This is a genomic window from Pseudomonas sp. P5_B3 (genome assembly GCF_056400405.1).
On record NZ_JBFULI010000016.1, the window covers coordinates 1 to 23,279 of the forward strand.

A 23,279-nucleotide genomic window follows, 5' to 3' on the forward strand; every position below is an offset into this window, starting at 1 on the left:
ACCCTGGCCTTGCTGGAGGTCTGGAACCTGAAGCTGAAGGCAGAAAAGGCGGACAAAGGCACGCGCGAGTACATCGAGCTGACGGCCGCCATGCTCGCGGTGTCGGCGGTCGGGCTGGAGTTGGGGGCGGTGGCGGTGGGGTTGGCCGAGCGAAGTCATAACACGGCGATTCGCCAGGCCGGGCGGGTGATGGGGAGTCAGTTGAAGTTGATGGCGGGGGTGTTGGCGGGGGGGGCGGCAGCAGCCGGGATGGTTTTTGATTTATCCGACGCCAAAAAAGCCCATCTTCGAGAAAACCACTCTTTATCCCTAGTATATTTCATGCGTGCTGCTGCCCAAGCTGGATCCGCCCTCTTTTCAATAGCCATCGGATTGGCAGCTGCTGCCCCGTATTTGGAACGACTAATCCAGATACATGGACGAAATCGTTTTTTGGTATATGCMCATCAGACGTCCACACAACTCGCATTGAAAATGGCTTTTATGCTGCGTTGGTGCATACGAATCAACCTGGTGATTTTCGCCGCTTCCGTCGCGTTAGAAATGCTGCTCCCCAATGAGCTTCAGAATTACTTGAACCACTGTACTTTTCGAAAAGATCGAGACAATGGAACCCCCAAATCCGTAGAGCAAGAACTAAAAAATTTCCACAAAGCTATCGAGGCAACCCTCTAATGTATTTTTTTGAATGGCTCATGTATGACGGACGTGCGACGACTGATTACGAAGCATTAGGAAGAGAAGCCGACCTACAAAAAGAGACCAATGAAAAGCTGCCTCCCATTCGTGTAACACAAACAATTTCGAAAGCTATTACAGATAATGAGTCACTGTATAATTACAATCCAACTTACATTGATGTCCGCACTCCAAACGATGAGAAGCGCGGACTGATAACCTTAATAGTGGGCGGAGTCGGCGCAGGACTACTATGGATGTTCTTCCTTGCATTTTATTTCCTCGCCACGTATTACTATAACGAACACAAAGGTTCCGAGAGTACTCCGCTTAGCATTATTGATTTTATTTCGCTGCATATCATTCCATTAATTCCTATAACTTCTCTGTATCTTTACATAAAATACGTCTTTCGCTACTTACGACTCGAAGCATTCACCGCCCGGCGCCTGATCGTCCGCTTCAACCGCATCACCCGCAAGATCTACCTGCTTCGCCCCAAACACCTGGGAGGCATTGTCGCCTTGGACTGGGACACCGCCGAAGTCTGTATCAACCCGAAGATGTCCGAACTGGACGGCACCGGAGGCTTCGTCATGCTGGGATGGGACAAAGAAACCCACTCCGTCCGTGACGCCGACGGCCATCTCAAGGACGACTTCGAAATCACCTTCGTGGGCAAGCCAACCCGTAACGCCTCCGAACTGTTGGCGTTCTGGGAATACATCCGGCGCTACATGGAAGAGGGGCCGGAAGCGGCGCCCAAACCCAAAAAACTCATCGGCAAATTTCCCTGGCCGTGGCGCTCTTTCATGGCCGTGTGGCAACTGGACAGCCGGTTCGTGAAAATTCCTCAGCTGTGGATCTTCGTGCCGATCTATGGCCTGTTACTGCCGTTGATCCTTGTGCATGCCTGTGGCCATTGGGTCTCCCTGCTGTTGTGTTACGAGCCAAGGTTTCCTCGTTCCATTGAGGATGCAGGCCGCTGATCCCATGAAATATTGCGTCACGCGCTGGTGCCACGCTCACCCTGACAAAAAGGTGACGGATTTATTTTCGTCACGAGGGCTATGCGGCGCTCACCCTGACTACCTACTCCAACCTCTAACCCTTCCGGAGGTCAATGATGTTCTTCACCGAACCTTTGCTCGACCCACCGGCCCCCGGCTGGAAGCGCGATCTGCCAAAACCAAACGAGGCACCTAACCTCAAGCCTTATCCACCAGTACTGTCAAACTCACCCAATCATGTAGACCACACTTACCTTGAATTGCGGCGCTCTACAGTCCGAACACGAGGGGCCGGACCATGGCTTGCAGCATTATTTTTCGCATTGTCCTGTGCTCCATTCACGATCTTCTTTCCACTTGAAACATGGGAATCTCCCTCCTTAATCGTCACTCTTACCATCCCGATATTGTTCATTATTGGAATTTGGGGTGGTGTGTACGCTTGGCGAATGGACGTGCAAGCCCCCCGCGACGAACCCATCCGCTTCAACCGCCTGCGCCGCAAAGTCTACGTCTATCGTTTCCACCACGATGGGCTACGGCCCTTTAGCCGCAGTGGCTGGGGAGTGCGCACGGAAGTCTACGACTGGGATGACCTGCGCGCCGAGGTATGCAGCGTTTATGGTCCCATGGGCACCGGCGGCTTGATCGAATCGGTCAGCATTGCCGTGGTGAAACCCGGCACACATCAGGTCATCGACCGCTTCCATTTCGCCCACGGAACCATGCAAGGCGAGATGTACTGGGCCATGGCCCTGTTGTTCATGCAGCAAGGCCCTCAGGCGCTACCTCAATTCCCTCGCCCACCTCGCGACTGGAACAACGAAGGTGTGAACTTCAATCTCGCACGCCACCTGGCCCCCAAAGTGCGGTGGCCGACGGAAATAGACCTGGAATCACGCTCCGCACCCTAATGTCGCCGTAGCAGGGCGGACAATGCGGACTTGTGATCAGTTCCGAGTCTTCCCGAAAGGGAATAGCTGCCATGATGCGCCGCTCGTGGGAAAAAACGCCCCGTCCACCGACAGCCCCGGACAAGCATGAACGTCCATTGAATGGCGCACATCGTTTGATGGTCGATTTGATAGTCGCGTGATTTTTCAGCAGGCAAAAAAAATCCCGCAGAGCGTCTAACTCGCGGGATTTCTTAAGTATTTATGGCGGAGAGATAGGGATTCGAACCCTAGGTACCGGTGAAGGTACAACGGATTTCGAATCCGTCCCATTCGGCCACTCTGGCATCTCTCCAACGGCGCGCATCATAACAACACTTTCGCAGGAAGCGAACCCCCTAAGCGAAATATTTCTGTGCTATCAGATGCTTGCGTCGGTTAAAGCGGTACGCCAAGACGATTGGCGACTTCTTCGTAGGCTTCGATAACGTCACCGAGGCCCTGACGGAAGCGGTCCTTGTCCATTTTCTTACCGGTCGCCTTGTCCCACAGGCGGCAGCCGTCCGGGCTGAATTCGTCGCCCAGCACGATGGAGCCATCGTGGAACACGCCGAATTCCAGCTTGAAGTCGACCAGCAGYAGGCCGGCGTCGTCGAACAGTTTGCTCAGGACTTCGTTGACCTTGAGCGACAGCTCTTTCATGCGAACCAGTTGCTCGGCGGTGCCCCAACCGAAAGCCACGACGTGGGATTCGTTGATGAACGGGTCGCCCTTGGCGTCGTCCTTCAGGAACAGTTCGAAGGTGTAAGGATTGAGCTTCATGCCCTCCTCGACACCCAGACGCTTGACCAGGCTGCCCGCAGCGTAGTTACGCACGACGCATTCGACCGGGATCATGTCGAGTTTTTTCACCAGGCATTCATTGTCGCCCAGCAATTTGTCGAATTGGGTCGGCACGCCAGCAGCTTCGAGCTTCTGCATGATGAAGGCGTTGAACTTGTTGTTCACCATGCCTTTGYGGTCGAGCTGCTCGATGCGCTTGCCGTCGAACGCCGAGGTGTCGTTGCGAAACAGCAGGATCAAACGGTTAGCGTCGTCGGTCTTGTAAACCGACTTGGCTTTGCCGCGGTAGAGTTCTTCACGTTTTTCCATGATGGGCTCCGCTTGCTAAGTAGATGGGCTAGGCGATGTGGCGCCAGTCGAGCCCTGAATCTTGATCGGCCAGTTGCAGCCAGTCCGGGTCGCACCCGAGGGTGTCGACAAAACATTGCCGGGCCAGCTGCGGCAGGTTGTTCTTGCTGCTCAGATGGGCCAGGACCAGGTGTTGCAGGTCTTTCCAGCCCAACTCGGCCACCAGGAATGCCGCCTGATGGTTATTCAAATGTCCCAGTTCACCGCCCACCCGTTGCTTGAGAAAGTACGGGTAATGACCGCGAGCCAGCATGTCACGACAGTGATTGGACTCGATCATCAACGCATCGAGGTCCCGATAGCCGTCCAGCACCTTGTCGCAATACGAACCCAGGTCGGTCAACAGGCCGAAGCGCCGCTCACCGTCACTGAAGACATACTGCGTCGGTTCCTGTGCATCGTGGGCCACGGCAATGACACCGATGCTCAAGTCGCCGATTTGCAGTTGCTCGCCGCCGGCCAGAAAGCCTGCGGGTTCAATCGGTTTGCGCATCCCGCGCAAGGTCCCGCGACTGAGGTAGACAGGCAGATTGTAGCGCCGAGACAGCAAACCCACGCCATGCACGTGGTCGGCATGTTCGTGGGTCACGAGTATCGCGCTCAGCTGCGCAGGGTTCACACCCAGGCGCAGCAGGCGTTTTTCGGTTTCCCGCAGGGAAAAACCACAATCCACCAATACGTACGTATCAGCGCTGGATATCAGCGTGCCATTCCCTTGACTGCCGCTGCCGAGAACGGCAAAACGCATAGGATCAGCCCAGGTTGTCCTGAATCTTGCTCAACACTTTACGCGCTACCTCTGGCGGCGCCACGGTGTTGATGTTTTTCTCGACGGTGACCTGGACGTTCTCGCCAACCTTGCTCAGGCGAACCTGATAACGCTCGGCGCGGGCATCCAGCTCTTCCTTGCTCGGCGCGCTGCCGAACAGGCTGCTCAAGAAGCCTGGCTTGTCGTCTTTCTTCTCGGCTTTTTCGGCCAGGTTGATGTAGTACAGGCCCAGGCTGCGGTTGATGTCTTCAACACGCCATTCGCCTTGTTCCAGCGCACGACCGACGCTCGACCAGGCACGATCCAGGTCGGTACCGACGTTCAGCACAGGGTTGCCGCTGCCGTCTTCGCTTAGGCTGACACGGCTTGGCGCGTCGAAATCACGTGAAGCCAGCATGGAAACCGAACCGCCCTTCTCCGAGATACGGCTCATGCTCGCGAGCATGTCGTCGACCAGTGCCGCGTCCAGGCCAGTGTTGACCGAACGGTTGGTGAAAGCCACGTCAGCGGTACTGCCGGCAGGACGCTCGGCGCTGACCACATAGACTTCACTGGTGTTGCGCTGCACGCCCGGCTCGATGCGCACCCGCACGCGGGTTTCGCTGTCCGTGCTGACGCCGGCCGCGCTCAGGCGTTTGCCCATGGCGGCGGACAGTTCGTCGGAATGCTGCCAGGTGGTGGTGAATTCGCCGGTTTGCGGACGTTGTTCATCCAGACGAAAGCCGTTGTCCTGAAAGAACTGAACGGCCACAGGCCAGACTTCGGCCGGCGGGTTCTGCGCCAGGATGGAGCTGGAGCCGCCGCTCTTCTGCAGGGTGTAGGGGCTGGCGTCCGCAGCCGCCGTCAGTGGCTGCGGACGAGGCACGGTGTACTCGCCCTTCTCAGTGTCATCAGCCACGTTGCGCGGGATCGGCAACAGCGGATCCAGACGCTTGGCGGTACGGACATCCTGCGGTATTTGCATCGGTGCAGTCTGTTGCGCTTGCAGGTAATCGCTACCACGGTCACGGAAATAACCTTCCGGGCCCCAGACCCATCCACAGCCACTGGTGCTGGAGATAATCAAGGCAAGTGCGGAAAGTCCGGCCATTCGCTTCATGCGTTGTACTTCCTCAATTAAACCAGGACGCTGCACTGGCGCAGGGCCGTGCGCAGCGTTTCGTGACAAGGTGCGCTCAGCCAGGTCAACGGCAGGCGAATGCCTTCGTGCATCAGGCCCATTTCAACCAAAGCCCACTTCACCGGAATCGGGTTGGCTTCGATGAACAGGTCCTTGTGCAACGGCATCAGTTTTTCGTTGATTGCCCGTGCAGTCACGGCATCACCCTTGAGGGCGGCCTCGCACAGATCGGCCATTTCCCGCGGAGCGACGTTGGCGGTGACGGAGATGTTGCCCTTGCCGCCCATCAGGATCAGCTCGACCGCGGTCGGATCATCGCCGGACAGGACGATGAAGTCCTTGCTTACGCCATCGAGGATGGCTTTGGCGCGCTTGAGGTCGCCAGTCGCTTCCTTGATACCGATGATGTTCGGCACGGTGGACAGGCGGATCACGGTCTCGGCCTGCATGTCGCAGGAGGTGCGGCCGGGAACGTTATAGAGAATCTGCGGAATGTCGACCGCTTCGGCGATGTGCTTGAAGTGCAGGTACAGGCCTTCCTGGGTCGGCTTGTTGTAGTACGGCACGACCAGCAGGCAGGCGTCGGCGCCGGCTTCCTTGGCATTGCGGGTCAACTCGACGGCTTCGCGGGTCGAATTGGCGCCGGTACCGGCGATCACCGGAATGCGGCCATTGACCTGCTTGACCACGGCGCGGATGACTGCGATGTGCTCGTTGACGTCGAGGGTTGCCGATTCGCCGGTGGTACCGACGGCGACAATGGCATGGGTGCCGTTTTCAAGGTGGAAGTCCACGAGTTTGCTGAGGCTGTCCCAGTCAAGACGCCCCTGTGCATCCATGGGTGTGACCAGTGCCACCATACTGCCCGCAATCATGAAACCGCTCCTGCCGGAAAAAGAGAGCCGTAATGGTACTGGCGCCAAGATGCTTGCACAAGCGAAGTACTGTGCTGCCGCCATTCCCCTTGGCGCCGGTTTTCGCTACCCTTCAGACTTTGATCGATACAGACAAGCTCGTCCGTCGGGTTTCAGCCTCCATTTTCGGCATCACAAGCCCTGGTCCAGCGTTGCCACGCCTCGCTCCCGCCCTGCCGGAGCACGTCGCAACCTGTCACTTGGGGCTTTCTGAGTTCGCATCCGCAGGCTCGCTCCCGATAATTCAGCCCTTTGACGTATCGACCGCTCATCGCTTTAGGAATGCTGCATGTCCACCCCCACAGTTCGCGAACAATTCCTTGTCATCAGTGCCCTCGGCGCCAACCCCATGGAGCTGACCAACGTCCTGTGCCGCGCCAGCCATGAAAACCGCTGCGCCGTGGTCACTTCTCGCCTGACCCGTCATGGCGAATGCAGTGCGCTGGTGCTGGAAATCTCCGGTAGCTGGGATGCCCTGGCACGCCTGGAAGGCAGCCTGCCAGTGCTGGCCAAGCGGCATGCGTTCACGGTCAACGTGGTGCGCAGCGCCGCCCTGGAAAACCGCCCCCAGGCCCTGCCGTACGTCGCTTATGTCAGCTCGGCCTACCGCTCGGACATCATCAACGAGCTGTGCCAGTTCTTCATGGACCACAATGTCGAGCTGGAAAACCTGACCTGCGACACCTATCAGGCTCCGCAGACCGGCGGCACCATGCTCAACGCCACGTTTACCGTGACCTTGCCGGCCGGCGTGCAAATCAGCTGGCTGCGCGATCAGTTCCTGGATTTTGCCGACGCGCTGAACCTCGATGCCCTGATCGAACCCTGGCGCCCACAGAACCCAATGTAAGGAAGCTTTCATGGCCGTTGCCATCGACCAACCGGTAGCCGATTTCCAAGCCCCCGCCACCAGCGGGCACACCGTCAGCCTCGCTGGCCTGAAAGGCAAGCAGGTGCTGATCTACTTCTACCCCAAGGACAGCACGCCGGGTTGCACGACCGAGGGGCAAGGCTTTCGTGATCAGTACGCAGCGTTCAAGGCCGCCAATACCGAAGTGTTCGGTGTGTCTCGCGACAGCCTGAAATCCCACGAGAACTTCAAATGCAAGCAGGAATTCCCCTTTGAGCTGATCAGCGACAAGGACGAAGCCATCTGCCAGCTGTTCGACGTGATCAAGCTGAAAAAGCTCTACGGCAAGGAATACATGGGCGTGGATCGCAGCACCTTCCTGATCGACGCCAAAGGCGTGCTGCGCCAGGAATGGCGCGGCGTGAAGGTGCCGGGGCATGTTGATGCGGTGCTGGTTGCTGCTCAGGCCCTCAACAAAGCCTGATTTCTTCGAGGCCTGTTCCGACGCTATCGCGAGCAGGCTCGCTCCCACAGTTGACCGAGTTGTTTTGACTGACGCGATCTGATGTGGGAGCGAGCCTGCTCGCGAAGAGGCAATCAGCCTCACTGAAGAATTAAAGCAGCGGCGCCACCTCCGGCTCCTTGCGCGGCCACGCATCCAGCACGGCCTTGAACAGCGTCGCCAGGGGAATCGCGAAGAACACACCCCAGAACCCCCACAAGCCACCAAACAGCAACACCGCGCAGATGATCGCCACCGGGTGCAGGTTGACCGCCTCCGAGAACAGCAATGGCACCAGCACGTTGCCGTCCAGCGTCTGAATGATCCCGTAGACCGCCATCAGATAAATGAACTGATCGCTCCAGCCCCACTGGAACAGCGCAATCAGAAACACGGGCACGGTCACCACCACGGCGCCGACATAAGGCACCACCACCGAAATTCCCACCAGCAGAGCCAGCAGCGCCGCGTAGTTCAGTTCAAGAACAACAAAGGCGATGTAGGTCACGCCACCGCAAATGATGATTTCGATGACCTTGCCGCGAATGTAATTGGCGATCTGCCGGTTCATTTCATGGGCCACCCGGGTGATCAACGCCCGCTCACGGGGCAGGTAACCGCGCACCCACTGGCCGATCATGGCCCGATCCTTGAGGAAGAAAAACACCAGGATCGGCACCAGCACCAGGTAGATCATGATGTTCACCAGCAAAGGCAGGCTCGACAGCGAGAACGTCAGTGCCCACTGACCAAACTTGCCGATTTCGCCCCGCGCCACTTCGATGGCCCGCAATACTTGCTCATCGGATACCAGGTGCGGATAACGCTCGGGCAGCAGCAACAACAGCGACTGCCACTTGGCAAGCATGCCGGGCAACTCGTTGAACAACGTGATCAGTTGGTGCCACAGCAACGGCACGACAACCACGATGAATACCAGCAACAGCCCCATGAATAACGCAAAGACCAGCCCCACCGCGGCCCAACCCGGCACGCGCAGGCGCTCGAGGGCCACCACCAGCCCCTGCATCAGGTACGCCAGCACCATCCCGGCGAGTACCGGCGCCAGCATACCGCCCAAGGTCAGTACGACGGTGAATGCCAGAAACAGCAGGACAGCCAGCACCACCGCTTCTTCATCGGAGAAATAGCGCTGAATCCAGTCGCGTAACACTTTGAACATCAATAATCCTTAGGGGCAAACGCAGCCGAATTCAGGCTTTTTTCAACCAGTAGCGGTAAACACCCGCATCTTCTTCTTCAAGAAGCAGGGTATGACCGGCCAATCGGGCAAAGGTGCGAAAGTCGCGCTGCGAACCTGCATCGGTGGCGATGACCTTGAGCACCGCACCACTGGCCAGCCGGTTGAGCTCCATCTTGGCCTTGAGCAACGGCAACGGGCAATTCAGGCCGCTGGCGTCGAGTTCAACGTCATGCTCTACAGCGTCGGTCATTGCATCACTCCGGGTCAGGTGGTTGAGTTGCCTAGAATATCTGGTCGCAACGCCTGTGTCCGGCTACAGTAAGGTCTTTGTCGACTAAGGCTTTGTGCATGACATTTTTGCGCCCTACCCTGCTGACGCTCGCTTGCCTGCTCGCCTCACCGGGCTTTGCCGACGACCTGCCGTCACTCGGCGACGCCAGTTCTGCCATTGTCTCGCCGCAACAGGAATACCAGCTCGGCCGCGCCTGGCTGGCCATGTTGCGCAGCCAGGTTTCACAGCTCAACGATCCGCAACTCAAGAATTACGTGGAATCCAGCGTCTACCGACTGGTGGAGACCAGCCAGGTCACTGACCGGCGCCTGGAGTTCATCCTGATCAACAGCCCGCAGCTCAACGCCTTTGCGGCACCCGGCGGGATCGTCGGGGTCAACGGTGGCCTGTTCCTCTACGCCCAGACCGAAGGCGAATACGCTTCGGTACTGGCGCACGAACTGGCTCACTTGTCGCAACGCCACTTTGCCCGGGGCGTCGAAGCGCAACAACGCATGCAAGTACCGATGATGGCTGCATTGCTGGCCGGCATCGTGGTTGCAGCCGCAGGTGGCGGTAACGCCGGGATTGCAGCCATTGCCGGCACACAGGCCGCAGCCATCCAGGAACAGCGGCGATTCTCCCGCCAGAACGAGCAGGAAGCCGACCGTATCGGCATCCTCAATCTGGAAAAGGCCGGTTACGATCCCCGCTCGATGCCCAGCATGTTCGAGCGCCTGGGGCGTCAGTACCGCTACGATGCCAAGCCACCGGAATTTCTGCTGACTCACCCGGTCACCGAATCGCGTATCGCCGACACCCGCAACCGCGCCGAACAGTTTCCAAAGGGAGGTATCGAAGACAGCATGCGCTACCAACTGATCCGCGCACGCGTTCAACTGATCTATGAAGAAACCCCGGGACTTGGCGCCAAGCGCTTCCGCGCCCAGCTCGACGAGAACCCGAAAAACGACGTAGCACGCTACGGCCTGGCGATCGCCCAGATCAAGGGCGGCCAACTGAACGAAGCACGGGAAAACCTCAAGCAGTTGCTGGCCAAGGCACCCAACGAAATCATCTACAACCTGGCTCAGGTGGATCTGGACATCACCAACAATCGCCTGCCCGATGCCCAGTCCCGGGTTGACCGGTTGATGGGCCAATACGCTGGCAACTACCCGCTGAACCAGATTCGAGTCGACCTGCTGCTCAAGCAGAACCGTACTGCGGATGCGGAGAAAGCCCTCGAAGGCCTGCTCAAGTCCCGCCCGGATGATCCGGACGTGTGGTATCAGGTTGCCGAGACACGCGGCCTGTCAGGCAATATCATCGGCTTGCATCAGGCTCGCGCCGAATACTTTGCACTGGTCGGGGACTATAAACAGGCCATTCAGCAACTGGACTTCGCCAAACGCAAGGCCGGCACGAACTTCCCGCTGTCTTCGCGGATCGACGCACGGCAACGTGAGCTGATGGAACAAGAGCGCATGATCAAGGACATGATGGGCTGACGCCCTCGCAGACAAAAAGTCCGGACACAAAAAAACCGCCTCTTTCGAGGCGGTTTTTTATTCAACCAACTACCGGGTTATTCAGCCAGTTTGAAGGTGATGAAGCTCGCTCGACCCTGACGCAGTACCCGCATCGACACCGAGCGGTTCTTTGGCAGCGCCTTGGCGATGTCCGCGAACTCCTTGGTGGAACCGATGGCCTGGTTGTTCAGGTGGGTGATCACATCACCCGGCTGCAAGCCGATCATGGCGGCAGGACCGTCCTGCACTTCCTTGATCATCACACCGCCTTTGAGGTCATAGGTTTTCTTCTGGTCGTCAGTCAACTCGACCACAGAAACACCGAGGCGATTGCTACTGCGCTCGATGCTGGATTTTGGCTCGGCATCCAGCTCTTTAGCTTCTTCCGGAATGGCACCGACGGTCAGCTCGACTTTCTTGCGCTTGCCGTCACGAATCACTTCCAGATTGGCTTTTGCGCCAGCCTTCAACGCACCAACGAGATGCGGCAGGTCGGCCGACATGACGATTGGCTGACCGTTCATGCTCAGGATCACGTCGCCGACTTGCAGGCCACCCTTGGCAGCCGGGCCATCATCCTGAATCTGAGCAACCAGCGCACCCGCCGGCTTCTCCAGACCGAACGACTCGGCCAGGTCCTTGCTGACTTCCTGAATCACGACACCCAGCCAGCCTCGGCTGACTTTTCCACCGGATTTCAGCTGATTGGAAACATCCATGGCCACGTCGATCGGGATCGCAAACGACACACCCATGAAGCCACCGGAGCGGGTGTAGATCTGCGAGTTGATCCCGACCACCTCACCGTTCAGGTTGAACAGCGGGCCGCCCGAGTTACCCGGGTTGATCGGTACGTCGGTCTGGATGAACGGTACATAGTTTTCGTTCGGCAGGCTGCGACCGACGGCACTGACGATGCCCTGGGTCACCGTGTGGTCAAAGCCGAATGGCGAACCAATCGCGACAACCCATTGGCCAGCCTTCAGGTCCTGGGATTTACCGAGCTTCAGCACTGGCAGATCCTTGCCTTCGATTTTCAGCAGCGCCACGTCGGAACGTGGATCGGTACCGATCAGCTTGGCTTTCATTTCGCTGCGATCAGCCAGGCGGACGAGGATTTCGTCAGCATCGGCGATCACGTGGTTGTTGGTCAGGATATAGCCATCAGTAGAGATGATGAAACCCGACCCCAGGGAAGTTGCCTCGCGCTGACGGTCGCGAGGTGAACGCGATTGCGGCGGCATGCCTCGCTCGAAGAATTCGCGCAGCATAGGCGGCAAGCCTTCGAGGTCGGGCATTTGCTGGCTGACTTGGCGATCCGGCAGCTTTTGCGTGGTACTGATGTTCACGACCGCAGGCGAGGCCTGTTCGACCAGTTGCGTAAAGTCAGGCAATTCGACCGCTTGGGCGGTGACCGCCTGACCAAGCACCAGTACGGTGGCAATAATGGAAAGGTAGGACTTCAAGCGTGGTATCGACATACGGCTCCCGTTACGACGAGCATGGTTAAGCGATATGGAGCAAGAAACACCGGGAACAATACGCCGGTATTTTTGTTCCGGGAACAACAAACAAGGCCAGAGCCGAGGGACTCTGACCTATATGAAATTTACGGGATTTTAGCAAATTGAAATGCTCACGAAACATTTCGAATTCAGCTCACTGCTTGGTCGCAGCGGCGTCGGTACGCATCGAAAGCGCTATCCGCTCAGCGGTACCGACCGGTATCTCACCGACGACGGTCACCATCATCTCACCCTGTGCCGTGGTCAAGCGCCGGGAAACCGCAACGGTCGGCCCCAACTGAGTGCGGGTATCGGTGACTGTTGCGCCATTGAGCGGCTCGAGGAATACCGAAAAGCGCGTCAGACCATCGTCATACATCAGGCTATTGACCTGGGTTTTGGTCTCCGGATCCTTGCGAGCGGTGCTGCTGGTCAGCTCGAAGCCGGGCGGCAACCAGTCGGAACGCCAGACCTGGGCAGCCTTGACGGCAGAAGCCTTGTCACTTTCGAGATTGACGGGCTTGCAATCATTACTGGCCTGCAGGTCTTTTTCGGAAGGAACGTCAGCGGTATCCAGTTGCGTAAACTGGAAACGCTCCAACAACCGTCCCTTGTCGTCCAATAGCAAAGACTTCAGAGGCAGGCCGGTTTCTTTATCCAGATGCAGTTCAAAACCGTAGCGGTGTTGATCGCGGGGTGTCAGCGATACGATCACCGCCGAACGCCCGGCGACACGCGACTTGCCGATGACAGCGAGGTCATACCAATTCTTGAGCTTTTGAGGATCAAGTGCACGGGCCGCGGAGTTCGGGGAGTCCCCAAGCCCTGCTATCAGCGTGCCACTGACGCATTGGGTTTGCCCATCAATGCGAACGACTTCCTGAGCGGAGCCGTCGAGCTGGATCAAACGCTCGCGGACTTTTCCATCCTGGACACGGTGCCAGATGTTATGGGTAGAAAAACTACCGTTACGCTCGTAGACGAAAGTACCCTGAAAGCTTTGCTGTTGCTCTGCCTGGCCCAGGCGGGTCAACCAGTCCTGGGCATCATCGGCTTGGGCTGGAACGATGAACCAGCCGCTGAGCAGAAGCGAAAGTAGAGGTATGGCGCGCATGATCCTCCTTAACGGTTTTCCAGACTTGCGGCACGAGCGTACGGCAGAGCGCTCTCAGTACCTTTCAGTGCAGCCTGTTGTGCATGTTGGCGCAAGTAGCCTGGCAGACGCTGATCGTGCCACCCTGGCTGACCTTGCAAAACGCCGTTGGCCATTGGGCCAGTAGCTTGCGAACTCTCATTGTAGCCTGCGAGAACAGCAGGGCCTTTTACTTGAGGAACGGCCAGTCCGGGTTGACTGGATTGCTGGGCCAATTCGACACCGGCGATCTCGTCCTGGTTGTACAGACGCACACCGGCCAGTACCGCCAGGGTCACGGAAGCTGCGACCGCCAGACGACCCAGGCTGCGCCATGGACCACGGGAAGGTTTTGCCGGCACGGCTTCGTCAGCCAGAGCAGCAGAAACAGCCGCCGCGATGTCCAGACGTGGAAGCAGCAGATCCTTGTGCATCACTGCCCGAGCGATCTGATAACGAGCCCAGGTTTCACGGGTTTCAACATCGTCACAGGCATTCAATACCCGACGCAATTCAAGTTCGTCCGCTTCGTTATCCATCACTGCGGACAGCGATTCCTGCAGGGCTTCACGACTCATGGCGTTCCTCTCTTGGCTGTCGCCGCTGTCTTTAGTTTTCCTGCAACAACGGCTGCAGGGCTTTATCGATGGCCTCCCGGGCGCGGAAGATCCGGGAGCGCACGGTGCCTACCGGACATTGCATGACGCTCGCAATGTCCTCGTAACTCAGACCATCAAACTCACGTAAAGTTAAAGCCGTACGTAAATCTTCCGGCAGTTGCTGAATGGTTCGATGGACGGTGCCTTCGATCTCATCCCGCAGCAAAGCCCGTTCTGGCGACTCGAGATCCTTGAGGCCATGATCGCCATCGTAGAACTCTGCATCCTCGGAACTGACATCGCTATCCGGCGGCCGACGGCCGCGTGAAACCAGATAGTTTTTCGCCGTGTTGATGGCGATGCGGTAAAGCCACGTATAAAACGCGCTGTCTCCGCGAAAATTTCCAAGTGCACGGTACGCCTTGATAAAGGCTTCTTGTGCCACATCCTGGGCTTCATGGGTGTCGTGCACAAAACGCACGATCAACCCGAGAATTTTGTGCTGGTATTTCAGCACTAGCAGATCGAAAGCACGCTTGTCGCCGCGCTGAACGCGCTCGACCAGTTGCTGATCCTCTTCCTGGGTTAGCATGAACACTCCTCGATGAGCTCGGAGGAGGCTTGCAGAAGTAATCCACCAGACTTGCAAACATAGACTCGGGCTTTTCGCAAAAGTTCTCCCCCTCCAGGCAAGTTTCCTGCGGGCTCTGATTTGGCACGCACGAAAAGCGCAGCACGAGTTGACCCGGCTGCGCGGATAATCTTGTCATCGGACTCTTCAGCAAGGATCAAACCGCAATCCCGCACTGAAGCCGACGCTGTCCCTTGTTTCAGGCAACCGTCTATTGATCTTGGCCCTTTGGCAAAAGTTCCAAATATTTATAGCGGCGCCGCCCCGACATTGTGCAACCGTGAAGGGAAAAACACTGTTAAATCGGCGATACAGTCATTCTCGCGCCCAACGGGCAGAAAAACATCCGACGAAGCGTCCGATGTTTTGCGTCACAGTAGTTTCACAATGCCATGCCAGCTCGGGTATTGTGCCGCTCCCCCCCTCTATATACTAGTAGGCTGTGCGGCTGCCTTGACTCGCCTGTCCAGCTGCGCCACCCCCGACCCGGGTCGCTTTGAGCGGAATCCTGAAATGAGCCAACAGTTTCAACACGATGTTCTGGTAATTGGCAGCGGTGCTGCCGGTTTGAGCCTTGCGCTGACCTTGCCCGGTCATTTGCGCATTGCCGTACTGAGCAAGGGCAACCTCGCCAATGGCTCGACGTTCTGGGCCCAGGGCGGCGTTGCGGCCGTGCTGGATGACACCGATACCGTTGAATCCCATGTCGATGACACGCTCAATGCGGGCGGCGGCCTGTGCCATGAGGACGCCGTGCGCTTTACCGTCGAGCACAGCAAGGAAGCCATTCAGTGGCTGATCGACCAGGGCGTGCCCTTTACCCGCGATGAACAGTCGGGTAACGAAGATGGCGGCTTTGAGTTCCACCTGACCCGCGAGGGCGGCCACAGCCATCGGCGCATCATCCACGCCGCCGATGCCACGGGTGCAGCCATTTTCACTACCCTGCTCGACCAGGCCAGGAAACGACCCAACATCGAACTGCTGGAACAGCGAGTGGCGGTTGACCTGATTACGGAGAAACGCCTGGGACTCGAAGGCGATCGCTGCCTCGGTGCTTATGTGCTCAATCGCGCCACCGGCGAAGTCGACACCTACGGCGCCCGTTTCGTGATCCTCGCCTCCGGTGGTGCGGCCAAGGTTTACCTGTACACCAGTAACCCCGACGGCGCCTGCGGCGATGGCATCGCCATGGCCTGGCGCTCGGGCTGCCGGGTGGCGAACCTGGAATTCAACCAGTTCCACCCCACTTGCCTGTATCACCCGCAAGCCAAGAGCTTCCTGATCACCGAAGCCCTGCGAGGCGAAGGCGCCCACCTGAAGCTGCCCAACGGCGAGCGCTTCATGCAACGCTTCGATCCACGGGCAGAGTTGGCTCCACGGGACATCGTCGCCCGGGCCATCGACCATGAAATGAAGCGCCTGGGCGTCGATTGCGTCTATCTGGACATCAGCCACAAGCCCGAAGCTTTCATCAAGACGCACTTCCCGACGGTGTACGAACGCTGCCTGGAATTTTCCATCGACATCACCAAGCAACCGATTCCAGTGGTCCCGGCAGCACACTACACCTGCGGTGGTGTGATGGTCGATCAACAGGGCCGCACCGACGTGCCGGGTCTGTACGCCATTGGCGAAACCAGTTTCACCGGCCTGCACGGCGCCAATCGCATGGCCAGCAACTCGTTGCTGGAATGTTTCGTTTATGCCCGCTCGGCGGCCGCGGACATTCTCGAACAGTTGCCCCGGATTCCGATGCCAGTCCCCCTTCCCGCCTGGGATGCGAGCCAGGTCACCGATTCCGATGAAGACGTGATCATTGCGCACAACTGGGATGAGTTGCGGCGATTCATGTGGGACTACGTCGGCATCGTGCGCACCAACAAGCGTCTGCAGCGGGCGCAACACCGCGTGCAATTGCTGCTGGATGAAATCGACGAGTTCTACAGCAACTACAAGGTCAGCCGGGATTTGATCGAGCTGCGCAACCTGGCTCAAGTGGCCGAGCTGATGATTCTGTCGGCCATGGAGCGCAAGGAAAGCCGTGGCCTGCATTACACCCTCGACTACCCGAACCTGCTGCCGGTCGCGCTGGACACTATTCTGGTGCCGCCCACCTACGTCGGCTGAACTTGAGCCGGACCCGCAGGCGTCGGTGCACATCCGCCGCCTGCGCATCCCGGGGCACGCAAATGGCCCTGACCCGGCGCTCGCCACGCAATCGAAAACGCAGTACCACCACCAACGGCAGCGCCAGGCTGTCCGGCCTCAGTTGCACGGGCTGCCAGCCCCCGGCCCGACTCCACAACTGCCAGCCATCGGCATCACGCCGCAAGCCGCAAAATGCCTGCGGGTGCGTCAGCAAGATCTGCCGGGGCAACAGCCAGACTCCGTGAGCCACGCACAGCGCGACGCCAAGCGAGCTGGCCCAGAGCGGAATTGACAGTAAAAACAACGAACCCAACGCGAACAGCTGGGCCAGAAGATACGCCGCCAGCAAGTGCCGTGAGGCATGCCAGCGGCATTCGAACGAGTTACTTGGGCTGGACACGGTCCAGGATCATGCGAACCATGCGCTGCAGTTCAGGATCTTCGGATTCGCTGCGTTCCATGAACCAGCCGAACATGTCCTGATCTTCGCATTCGAGCAACCTGACGTAGCAGGCGCGATCAACCTCGTTGAGGTGCGGGTAAACCTCTTTCACAAACGGCACCAGCAGCACGTCAAGCTCAAGCATGCCGCGGCGGCTGTGCCAGTAGAGGCGGTTCAGTTCAACATCTTCGACCATGGAGCGCTCCTCAAATAGGCCGCAAGTATACAGGCCCGCGCTCCGTCGAACAGTCGGCTTTGGTCGGGCACCGGTGATCCTTTGTGAACTACCCATTTCGAAGGCGCCCCCTTATGATGTCCGCCAGACTCTTTACCCTGCGATGACCCATGGCCGATTCTGCTTTTTTCTGCACGCTTTCTCATGAAGGTGTTCTCGCGGTCCGCGGCGCGGACGCCAGCAAATTCCTGCAAGGCCAACTGACCTGCAATCTCAACTACCTGAGCGATTCCCGGGCCAGCCTCGGTGCGCGCTGCACCCAGAAAGGCCGGATGCAATCGAGTTTCCGCATCCTGCTCGAAGGGGATGGCGTGGTCCTGGCCATGGCCACTGAATTGCTCGAACCGCAACTGGCGGACCTGAAAAAATACGCGGTGTTTTCCAAGTCGAAACTGACCGATGAAAGTGCCGCCTGGGTCCGCTTCGGCATTGACCATGGCGACGCCGCCCTGGCCAGCCTCGGTCTGGGCCTGCCGGCAGAAACCGACAGCGTCGTGCGCAACGATGGACTGATCGCCATCCGTGTCTCGCCGCAACGCGCCGAGTTGTGGGTTGCCGCCGGTCAAGCCAATGCGGTCAAAGGCAAGCTATCGGCGGTGCTGAGCGAAGCTGATCTGAATCAATGGCTGCTGGGCCAGGTCCGCGCAGGGATCGGCCAGGTCATGCCGGGTACCCGCGAGTTGTTCATCCCGCAGATGCTCAACCTGCAAGCGGTCGGTGGCGTGAGTTTCAAGAAAGGTTGCTACACCGGGCAGGAAATCGTCGCGCGCATGCAGTACCTGGGCAAACTCAAGCGCCGTCTGTATCGCCTGCAACTGGCTGCCAGCGAATTGCCTGAGCCGGGTACCCCGCTGTTTTCCCCGACCCACGGCAGTTCCATCGGCGAAGTGGTGCTGGCTGCCCGCGCCGGGCAGAACATTGAACTGCTGGCTGTGTTGCAAGCCGAAGCAGCAGACAGTGGAGACATCCACCTGGGCGAGCTCGAAGGGCCGTCCCTGCAGCTGCTCGACCTGCCTTATGAACTGGACCGCGATCGCGAAATCCAGCAATAACGGCAGCATTTGGCGCAACACCTAGAGAGACTACATGAGCGAACTGGCGGAAAAGGTCCAAAAGGATTTGGTTGAGGCCATCAATAACGATGACCTGGTTCTGCCAACGTTACCGGAAGTGGCCCTGCAGATTCGCAAGGCCGCAGAAAACCCGGAAGTCAGCGTCAGTACCCTGAGCAAAGTGATCGGCCGCGATACCGCGCTGTCGGCACGCCTGATCAAAGTGGTCAACAGCCCACTGTTGCGCGCGACCCAGGAAGTGACCGATCTGCATACCGCGATCACCCGCCTGGGCATCAACTACAGCTGCAATCTGGCGATCGGCCTGGTCATGGAGCAGATTTTCCATGCCCGCTCCGACGTGGTTGAACAGAAGATGCGCGATGTCTGGCGTAAAAGCCTGGAAATCGCCGGCGTCAGCTACGCCTTGTGCCGCAGCTATACCCGACTCAAGCCCGACCAGGCGGCCCTTGGCGGGCTGGTGCATCAGATCGGCGTGCTGCCGATCCTGACCTACGCCGAAGATCACTATGAGCTGCTGTCCGACCCGGTCAGCCTCAACCATGTGATCGACCAGATTCATCCGCTGATCGGCGAAAAACTGCTCAGGGTCTGGGAATTTCCCGACATGCTGGTGCAAGTGCCGCAGCTGTACCTGAACTTCAAACGCCAGTCTGCGCAGGTCGATTATGTGGATCTGGTGCAAGTGGCCAGCCTGTATTGCCACAAAGACACCGACCATCCGATCTCGCGCATCGATCCCTTCAGCGTGCCTGCTTTCGTCAAACTCGGGATCGATCCGGACGACAAGGCGATGTGTGCTGACCTGGAAGAAACACGCTCGATGTTTTACTGATCCAAAACCGCGCCGCCCCCATCGCGAGCAAGCTCGCTCCCACAGGATTTGTGGTGCTGCATAGATCCAGTGTGGGAGCGAGCTTGCTCCGGGCGGCGTTCCGACGATGGGACCAGAACAAGCCCCATCAATCTCCCGCAATAAAACTCACCCGCACCTTCAACCCTGCGTGCTCACCGTCGTGCAGGCTGATCTGCGCCAGATGCGCGCGGCAGATCTCACCGACAATCGCCAACCCCAACCCTGAACCGGCCACTTGCTGATTGCGTCGGTAAAAGCGCTCGAATACCCGATCGCGTTCCTCAAGAGGAATGCCGGGGCCATCGTCTTCGACTTCCAGCACTGCCGGCGCCGAAACGCGCAAAATCACGTTGCCACCCGGTGGCGTGTGAGCCAGTGCGTTATCCACCAGATTGCTCAGCAGTTCGTTCAATAACGTCGGTTCGCCCCGCAACCAGACGGGTTCATCCGCTTCCAGCGCCAGCGCGATGCCGCGCTTGTGGGCCAGCGGCGCCATGGCCATACCCAGGTCCCGAGCCAACTGACTGAGGTCGAGTAACTGCGCGCCGCCCTCGGCGATCGCCCGGGCGCCATTTTCGACCCGAGCCAGGGAAAGCAACTGATTGGCCAGATGAGTCAGGCGATCAGTGCCTTGGGCGGCGGTCTCCAGGGTGCTGCGCCAGGTGTCGGGCTCGGCCGAACGCATGCCCAGCTCCAGTCGCGCCTTGAGTGCTGCCAATGGCGTGCGCAGTTCGTGGGCGGCTTCGGCAATGAATTGCGCCTGCTTCTCGAACTGTCCGCGCAAGCGCTCGGTAAAGTGATTGAGGGCGCGCACCAGCGGCCACAATTCGCGCTGCACTTCCACCAGCGGCAAGGGGCGCAGATCGTCCGGCTGGCGCTCTTCCACCGCCGTGCGCAAGCGCTCAAGCGGACGTAACGCGGCACTCACCGCAAACCACACCAGCATCAACGCACCGATTGCCAGCATGCCCAGGCGCAGCAACGTATCCGCCGCCAGACTGCGGGCCATGCTGACGCGCGCTTCATCGGTTTCCGCCACGCGAATTTCCGCCATGCCGTTCATGTTCGGCTCACTCACGGGCTTGAGCAGGCTCACCACTCGCACGTTCTGCCCGCGGTACTGGGCGTTGTAGAAACGTGCCAGCGCCGGATAGTCATCAGTGCGCGGCGTTCCCGGCGGTGGCGCGGGCAGGTTTTCGTAACCGGAAATCAGCTTCTGATTGATGTCGTTGACCAGGTAGAAAATTCGCCCGGCACTGTCGTAGGCAAAAGTATCGAGGGCCACGTAGGGCACGTCGGCACTCAGGGAGCCATCGCGCTGGGAGACGCCGGCGGCGATGGTCCGCGCCGACGCCAGCAGGGTCCGGTCATAAGCCGTGTCGGCGGCTTCACGACCGTTCCAGTAGGCGCTCAATCCGCTGGCCAGCATCAACACCACCAGCAACAGCGCCAGGTTCCAAAGCAACCGCCAGCGCAGACTGCTCGGACTATGCATCGCGGCTTTCCAGCAAGTAACCGAGGCCGCGGAAGGTCACGATGGCGACCGGTTGGCCATCGAGTTTCTTGCGCAGGCGGTGCACGTAGATTTCGATCGCATCGGGGCTGGCCTCTTCATCGAGACCGAACACCTGCGAGGCCAGTTGCTCCTTGCTCATCACCCGACCGGGGCGCGCGATCAGGGCTTCGAGCACGGCTTGCTCGCGGGAGGTCAGGGTCAGCAACTCTTCGCCGAGGGTGAAGCGCCGGGTTTCCAGGTCATAGGCCAGCACACCGCAACGCTGAATGCGCTCACCACCCAGCACGCTGCGGCGCAACAAGGCTTTGACCCGGGCTTCGAGTTCGGTCAGTTCAAATGGCTTGGCCAGGTAGTCGTCGGCGCCGAGGTTCAGGCCGTGGACCCGGTCCTTGACGTCGCTGCGGGCGGTCAGCATCAACACCGGCAGGTTCTTGCCCCGCGCCCGCAAGCGCGCCAGCACTTCGAAACCATCCATGCGCGGCAAGCCGACGTCGAGGATCGCCATGGCGTATTCCTCGCTGCCCAGCGCCAGGTCGGCTGCCACGCCATCGTGCAGAACGTCCACGGTCAGCCCGGTGCTCTTGAGCGCCTGAGCGACACTTTCGGCGAGCTGCAGATGGTCTTCGACGAGCAGAACACGCATGGATCTTTACCTCATTCAGGGATGGTCGACGCCATTCTTTGGCGCGGAGTTTACAGCGGCATCCGTCGCTGTGAAGCCCGAAAAATCGTGAAAGCCTTCTGAAAGGTTAGCGAAAGGTTAGCCCGTTAGAGTCGGACCACGGACAGTTTCGACTGCCGTCGCTGCAGCCACACAGCGATACGAAAAACGCCTCGAAGCGTTTTCGACAAATAAGAACAATAAACGGAGTAAGTCATCCATGCAGTCCCTGCAGACCCAGGCTATCGCGCCTGCCCGCCTCTCCCGTTTCAGCCACGCTGCGCTTGCCAGCGCTGCCGCCCTTGCCGGTTTTTCACCGTTGAGCCAGGCCGCATTCTTTGACAACAGCTCGGCCACTTTCGAAACCCGCAACATGTACTTCAATCGCGATTATCGCGACGGTACCAGTGCCCAACAGTCCAAGCGTGACGAGTGGGCCCAGGGTTTCATGCTCAATCTGAAATCAGGCTACACCGACGGCACCGTGGGGTTCGGTGTCGATGCGCTGGGCATGATGGGGGTCAAGCTCGATTCAAGCCCTGACCGCACCGGTACCGGCCTGCTGCCGACTGACGATGGGCGAGCCGTCGACGAATACTCCAAACTCGGCCTGACCGGCAAAGTGAAAATCTCCGCCAGCGAGCTGAAAATCGGCACCCTGATTCCGGAACTGCCGATCCTCAAACCCAACGATGGGCGCATCCTGCCGCAGACGTTTGAGGGCGGCATGCTGACCTCCAGGGAAATCAAGAGCCTGACCTTCACCGGCGGGCGTCTGGACAAGGCCAAGGATCGCGACAGCACCGACTTCGAGGACATCGCCCTCAACAACAAGAACGGCCGCTTCGCTGGCACCGTGGCCGGCAAGCACTTCGACTTTGGCGGCGTGGACTACAAGTTCACCGACAAAATCACCGGCAGCTACCACTTCGCGCAACTCGATGAAGTCTACAACCAGCACTATCTCGGGCTGGTTGCTGCGCAGCCGTTCGGCCCTGGCACCTTTGCCAGCGACCTGCGATTTGCCATCAGTGATGACCAGGGCGAGGCCCGCGGCGGCCCGATCGACAACAAGTCCCTCAACGGTCTGGTGAGTTACGCCTTGAGCGGGCATAAGTTCAGCGCGGGCTACCAGCACATGTCCGGCGACAGCGCGTTCCCCTATGTGGATGGCAGCGACCCGTATCTGGTGAACTTCGTGCAGATCAACGACTTTGCCGGCGCCCAAGAGCGCTCCTGGCAAGCGCGTTATGACTTCGACTTCGTCACCCTCGGCGTCCCCGGCCTGACCTTCATGAGCCGTTACGTGAGCGGTGACAACATCAAGCTCAAGAACGGTGACGAAGGCAAAGAATGGGAACGCAACAGCGAGATTAAATATGTTGTACAAAGCGGCGCGCTCAAGGATGTCGCCGTGCGTCTGCGCAATGCCACCTACCGTTCCAACTACTCCGCTCGCGATGCCGATGAAGTGCGTCTGCTGGTGAGCTATAGCGTTGCCCTTTGGTAATTCAGTACGTCAATAACAACAACTCCCAAGGAGA

Annotated in this window: 24 protein-coding genes and 1 tRNA gene; 10 read left to right on the forward strand and 15 right to left on the reverse strand. The window is 58.8% G+C overall.

Translation table 11 applies throughout. The features are described from left to right. The 3 genes from AC1DRN_RS11940 to AC1DRN_RS11950 all read left to right on the forward strand — a co-directional run. A partial coding sequence (locus AC1DRN_RS11940) for a hypothetical protein (protein ID WP_477786720.1) occupies window positions 1–675 on the forward strand: 675 nt, incomplete at its 5' end. After that, the gene (locus AC1DRN_RS11945; RefSeq protein WP_223463007.1) at window positions 675–1,667 is read left to right on the forward strand and encodes a DUF6708 domain-containing protein; all 993 of its coding nucleotides are present in this window, start codon (window positions 675–677) and stop codon (window positions 1,665–1,667) included. The genes AC1DRN_RS11940 and AC1DRN_RS11945, both read left to right, overlap by 1 nt. A gap of 137 nt (window positions 1,668–1,804) precedes the next feature. Further along, entirely contained in the window at window positions 1,805–2,602 is a 798-nt protein-coding gene (locus tag AC1DRN_RS11950; RefSeq protein ID WP_457266121.1) for a DUF6708 domain-containing protein, read from the forward strand. Between the two features lie 244 nt (window positions 2,603–2,846). Here the strand turns inward: AC1DRN_RS11950 and AC1DRN_RS11955 are convergent. The 5 genes from AC1DRN_RS11955 to dapA form a co-directional block, all read right to left on the reverse strand. Beyond that, window positions 2,847–2,936 (reverse strand) — tRNA-Ser (locus tag AC1DRN_RS11955). Between the two features lie 83 nt (window positions 2,937–3,019). Beyond that, a complete protein-coding gene (gene purC, locus AC1DRN_RS11960; RefSeq protein ID WP_477786721.1) occupies window positions 3,020–3,733 on the reverse strand; it encodes a phosphoribosylaminoimidazolesuccinocarboxamide synthase in 714 nt (237 codons plus the stop codon). 28 nt (window positions 3,734–3,761) lie between these two features. Continuing rightward, on the reverse strand, window positions 3,762–4,520 hold the full coding sequence (locus tag AC1DRN_RS11965; protein ID WP_223463005.1) for an MBL fold metallo-hydrolase: 759 nt from the start codon (window positions 4,518–4,520) through the stop codon (window positions 3,762–3,764). A gap of 4 nt (window positions 4,521–4,524) precedes the next feature. Beyond that, window positions 4,525–5,640, reverse strand: a complete 1,116-nt coding sequence (gene bamC, locus AC1DRN_RS11970) for an outer membrane protein assembly factor BamC (protein WP_223463004.1) — start codon at window positions 5,638–5,640, stop codon at window positions 4,525–4,527. A 17-nt stretch (window positions 5,641–5,657) separates the two neighbouring features. Next, a complete protein-coding gene (gene dapA / locus AC1DRN_RS11975; protein ID WP_223463003.1) occupies window positions 5,658–6,536 on the reverse strand; it encodes a 4-hydroxy-tetrahydrodipicolinate synthase in 879 nt (292 codons plus the stop codon). Window positions 6,537–6,864: 328 nt separating this feature from the next. Here dapA and AC1DRN_RS11980 point away from each other — a divergent pair, with 328 nt between their 5' ends. Both AC1DRN_RS11980 and AC1DRN_RS11985 read left to right on the forward strand, forming a co-directional pair. Continuing rightward, window positions 6,865–7,425, forward strand: a complete 561-nt coding sequence (locus AC1DRN_RS11980) for a glycine cleavage system transcriptional repressor (RefSeq protein WP_007979776.1) — start codon at window positions 6,865–6,867, stop codon at window positions 7,423–7,425. A 10-nt stretch (window positions 7,426–7,435) separates the two neighbouring features. Then, window positions 7,436–7,909, forward strand: a complete 474-nt coding sequence (locus tag AC1DRN_RS11985) for a peroxiredoxin (protein ID WP_223463002.1) — start codon at window positions 7,436–7,438, stop codon at window positions 7,907–7,909. 130 nt (window positions 7,910–8,039) lie between these two features. On the opposite strand, the gene AC1DRN_RS11990 is transcribed toward AC1DRN_RS11985, so the two are convergent. After that, window positions 8,040–9,110, reverse strand: coding sequence for an AI-2E family transporter (locus tag AC1DRN_RS11990; protein WP_223463001.1), 1,071 nt, complete (start codon window positions 9,108–9,110; stop codon window positions 8,040–8,042). 31 nt (window positions 9,111–9,141) lie between these two features. After that, a complete protein-coding gene (locus tag AC1DRN_RS11995) occupies window positions 9,142–9,381 on the reverse strand; it encodes a sulfurtransferase TusA family protein (protein WP_223463000.1) in 240 nt (79 codons plus the stop codon). A 98-nt stretch (window positions 9,382–9,479) separates the two neighbouring features. On the opposite strand from AC1DRN_RS11995, the gene AC1DRN_RS12000 reads away from it, so the two are divergent. Next, window positions 9,480–10,913: a M48 family metalloprotease gene (locus tag AC1DRN_RS12000; protein ID WP_108216831.1), complete on the forward strand. Its 1,434-nt coding sequence runs from the start codon at window positions 9,480–9,482 to the stop codon at window positions 10,911–10,913. A gap of 77 nt (window positions 10,914–10,990) precedes the next feature. Here AC1DRN_RS12000 and AC1DRN_RS12005 read toward each other — a convergent pair whose 3' ends face one another. From AC1DRN_RS12005 to rpoE, 4 genes are all read right to left on the reverse strand, one after another. Beyond that, a complete protein-coding gene (locus AC1DRN_RS12005) occupies window positions 10,991–12,415 on the reverse strand; it encodes a DegQ family serine endoprotease (RefSeq protein WP_108216830.1) in 1,425 nt (474 codons plus the stop codon). A gap of 178 nt (window positions 12,416–12,593) precedes the next feature. After that, window positions 12,594–13,553, reverse strand: a complete 960-nt coding sequence (locus AC1DRN_RS12010; RefSeq protein ID WP_223462999.1) for a MucB/RseB C-terminal domain-containing protein — start codon at window positions 13,551–13,553, stop codon at window positions 12,594–12,596. Window positions 13,554–13,561: 8 nt separating this feature from the next. Next, window positions 13,562–14,149, reverse strand: a complete 588-nt coding sequence (locus AC1DRN_RS12015; protein WP_223462998.1) for a sigma-E factor negative regulatory protein — start codon at window positions 14,147–14,149, stop codon at window positions 13,562–13,564. Between the two features lie 31 nt (window positions 14,150–14,180). Then, window positions 14,181–14,762 (reverse strand): RNA polymerase sigma factor RpoE/AlgU, encoded by a 582-nt coding sequence (gene rpoE, locus AC1DRN_RS12020; RefSeq protein WP_003172477.1) that lies wholly within the window; start codon window positions 14,760–14,762, stop codon window positions 14,181–14,183. Between the two features lie 552 nt (window positions 14,763–15,314). On the opposite strand from rpoE, the gene nadB reads away from it, so the two are divergent. Beyond that, on the forward strand, window positions 15,315–16,931 hold the full coding sequence (gene nadB / locus AC1DRN_RS12025) for an L-aspartate oxidase (protein WP_223462997.1): 1,617 nt from the start codon (window positions 15,315–15,317) through the stop codon (window positions 16,929–16,931). Here nadB and AC1DRN_RS12030 read toward each other — a convergent pair. Continuing rightward, complete coding sequence (locus AC1DRN_RS12030; RefSeq protein WP_223462996.1) at window positions 16,900–17,352, reverse strand: protein YgfX; 453 nt, start codon at window positions 17,350–17,352, stop codon at window positions 16,900–16,902. The genes nadB and AC1DRN_RS12030 overlap by 32 nt on opposite strands. Next, entirely contained in the window at window positions 17,336–17,590 is a 255-nt protein-coding gene (locus tag AC1DRN_RS12035; RefSeq protein ID WP_003184348.1) for an FAD assembly factor SdhE, read from the reverse strand. Before AC1DRN_RS12035 ends, AC1DRN_RS12030 begins: the two co-directional genes overlap by 17 nt. A 149-nt stretch (window positions 17,591–17,739) precedes the next feature. Between AC1DRN_RS12035 and ygfZ the strand changes: the two genes are divergently transcribed. Next, a complete protein-coding gene (ygfZ, locus tag AC1DRN_RS12040; RefSeq protein WP_223462995.1) occupies window positions 17,740–18,681 on the forward strand; it encodes a CAF17-like 4Fe-4S cluster assembly/insertion protein YgfZ in 942 nt (313 codons plus the stop codon). A 34-nt stretch (window positions 18,682–18,715) separates the two neighbouring features. Next, entirely contained in the window at window positions 18,716–19,537 is an 822-nt protein-coding gene (locus tag AC1DRN_RS12045) for an HDOD domain-containing protein (protein WP_223462994.1), read from the forward strand. Between the two features lie 127 nt (window positions 19,538–19,664). On the opposite strand, the gene AC1DRN_RS12050 is transcribed toward AC1DRN_RS12045, so the two are convergent. Both AC1DRN_RS12050 and AC1DRN_RS12055 read right to left on the reverse strand, forming a co-directional pair. Beyond that, window positions 19,665–21,053, reverse strand: coding sequence for a sensor histidine kinase (locus tag AC1DRN_RS12050; RefSeq protein WP_223462993.1), 1,389 nt, complete (start codon window positions 21,051–21,053; stop codon window positions 19,665–19,667). Beyond that, the gene (locus AC1DRN_RS12055; protein ID WP_007979804.1) at window positions 21,046–21,717 is read right to left on the reverse strand and encodes a response regulator; all 672 of its coding nucleotides are present in this window, start codon (window positions 21,715–21,717) and stop codon (window positions 21,046–21,048) included. The genes AC1DRN_RS12050 and AC1DRN_RS12055 overlap by 8 nt, the downstream gene beginning before the upstream one ends. Window positions 21,718–21,955: 238 nt before the next feature. Between AC1DRN_RS12055 and AC1DRN_RS12060 the strand changes: the two genes are divergently transcribed. Next, window positions 21,956–23,245: an OprD family porin gene (locus AC1DRN_RS12060; RefSeq protein WP_223462992.1), complete on the forward strand. Its 1,290-nt coding sequence runs from the start codon at window positions 21,956–21,958 to the stop codon at window positions 23,243–23,245. The last annotated feature ends 34 nt before the right edge of the window (window positions 23,246–23,279 follow it).

Coding starts and splice junctions, on each gene's coding strand:
- AC1DRN_RS11980 (WP_007979776.1), top strand. CDS start 6,865: ATGTCCACCCCCACAGTTCGCGAACAATTCCTTGTCATCAGTGCCCTC.
- dapA (WP_223463003.1), bottom strand. CDS start 6,536: ATGATTGCGGGCAGTATGGTGGCACTGGTCACACCCATGGATGCACAG.
- AC1DRN_RS12005 (WP_108216830.1), bottom strand. CDS start 12,415: ATGTCGATACCACGCTTGAAGTCCTACCTTTCCATTATTGCCACCGTA.
- AC1DRN_RS11985 (WP_223463002.1), top strand. CDS start 7,436: ATGGCCGTTGCCATCGACCAACCGGTAGCCGATTTCCAAGCCCCCGCC.
- nadB (WP_223462997.1), top strand. CDS start 15,315: ATGAGCCAACAGTTTCAACACGATGTTCTGGTAATTGGCAGCGGTGCT.
- AC1DRN_RS11945 (WP_223463007.1), top strand. CDS start 675: ATGTATTTTTTTGAATGGCTCATGTATGACGGACGTGCGACGACTGAT.
- ygfZ (WP_223462995.1), top strand. CDS start 17,740: ATGGCCGATTCTGCTTTTTTCTGCACGCTTTCTCATGAAGGTGTTCTC.
- bamC (WP_223463004.1), bottom strand. CDS start 5,640: ATGAAGCGAATGGCCGGACTTTCCGCACTTGCCTTGATTATCTCCAGC.
- AC1DRN_RS11995 (WP_223463000.1), bottom strand. CDS start 9,381: ATGACCGACGCTGTAGAGCATGACGTTGAACTCGACGCCAGCGGCCTG.
- AC1DRN_RS12060 (WP_223462992.1), top strand. CDS start 21,956: ATGCAGTCCCTGCAGACCCAGGCTATCGCGCCTGCCCGCCTCTCCCGT.
- AC1DRN_RS12045 (WP_223462994.1), top strand. CDS start 18,716: ATGAGCGAACTGGCGGAAAAGGTCCAAAAGGATTTGGTTGAGGCCATC.
- AC1DRN_RS12010 (WP_223462999.1), bottom strand. CDS start 13,553: ATGCGCGCCATACCTCTACTTTCGCTTCTGCTCAGCGGCTGGTTCATC.
- AC1DRN_RS11950 (WP_457266121.1), top strand. CDS start 1,805: ATGTTCTTCACCGAACCTTTGCTCGACCCACCGGCCCCCGGCTGGAAG.
- AC1DRN_RS12015 (WP_223462998.1), bottom strand. CDS start 14,149: ATGAGTCGTGAAGCCCTGCAGGAATCGCTGTCCGCAGTGATGGATAAC.
- AC1DRN_RS12050 (WP_223462993.1), bottom strand. CDS start 21,053: ATGCATAGTCCGAGCAGTCTGCGCTGGCGGTTGCTTTGGAACCTGGCG.
- AC1DRN_RS11965 (WP_223463005.1), bottom strand. CDS start 4,520: ATGCGTTTTGCCGTTCTCGGCAGCGGCAGTCAAGGGAATGGCACGCTG.
- rpoE (WP_003172477.1), bottom strand. CDS start 14,762: ATGCTAACCCAGGAAGAGGATCAGCAACTGGTCGAGCGCGTTCAGCGC.
- AC1DRN_RS12055 (WP_007979804.1), bottom strand. CDS start 21,717: ATGCGTGTTCTGCTCGTCGAAGACCATCTGCAGCTCGCCGAAAGTGTC.
- AC1DRN_RS11990 (WP_223463001.1), bottom strand. CDS start 9,110: ATGTTCAAAGTGTTACGCGACTGGATTCAGCGCTATTTCTCCGATGAA.
- AC1DRN_RS12035 (WP_003184348.1), bottom strand. CDS start 17,590: ATGGTCGAAGATGTTGAACTGAACCGCCTCTACTGGCACAGCCGCCGC.
- AC1DRN_RS12000 (WP_108216831.1), top strand. CDS start 9,480: ATGACATTTTTGCGCCCTACCCTGCTGACGCTCGCTTGCCTGCTCGCC.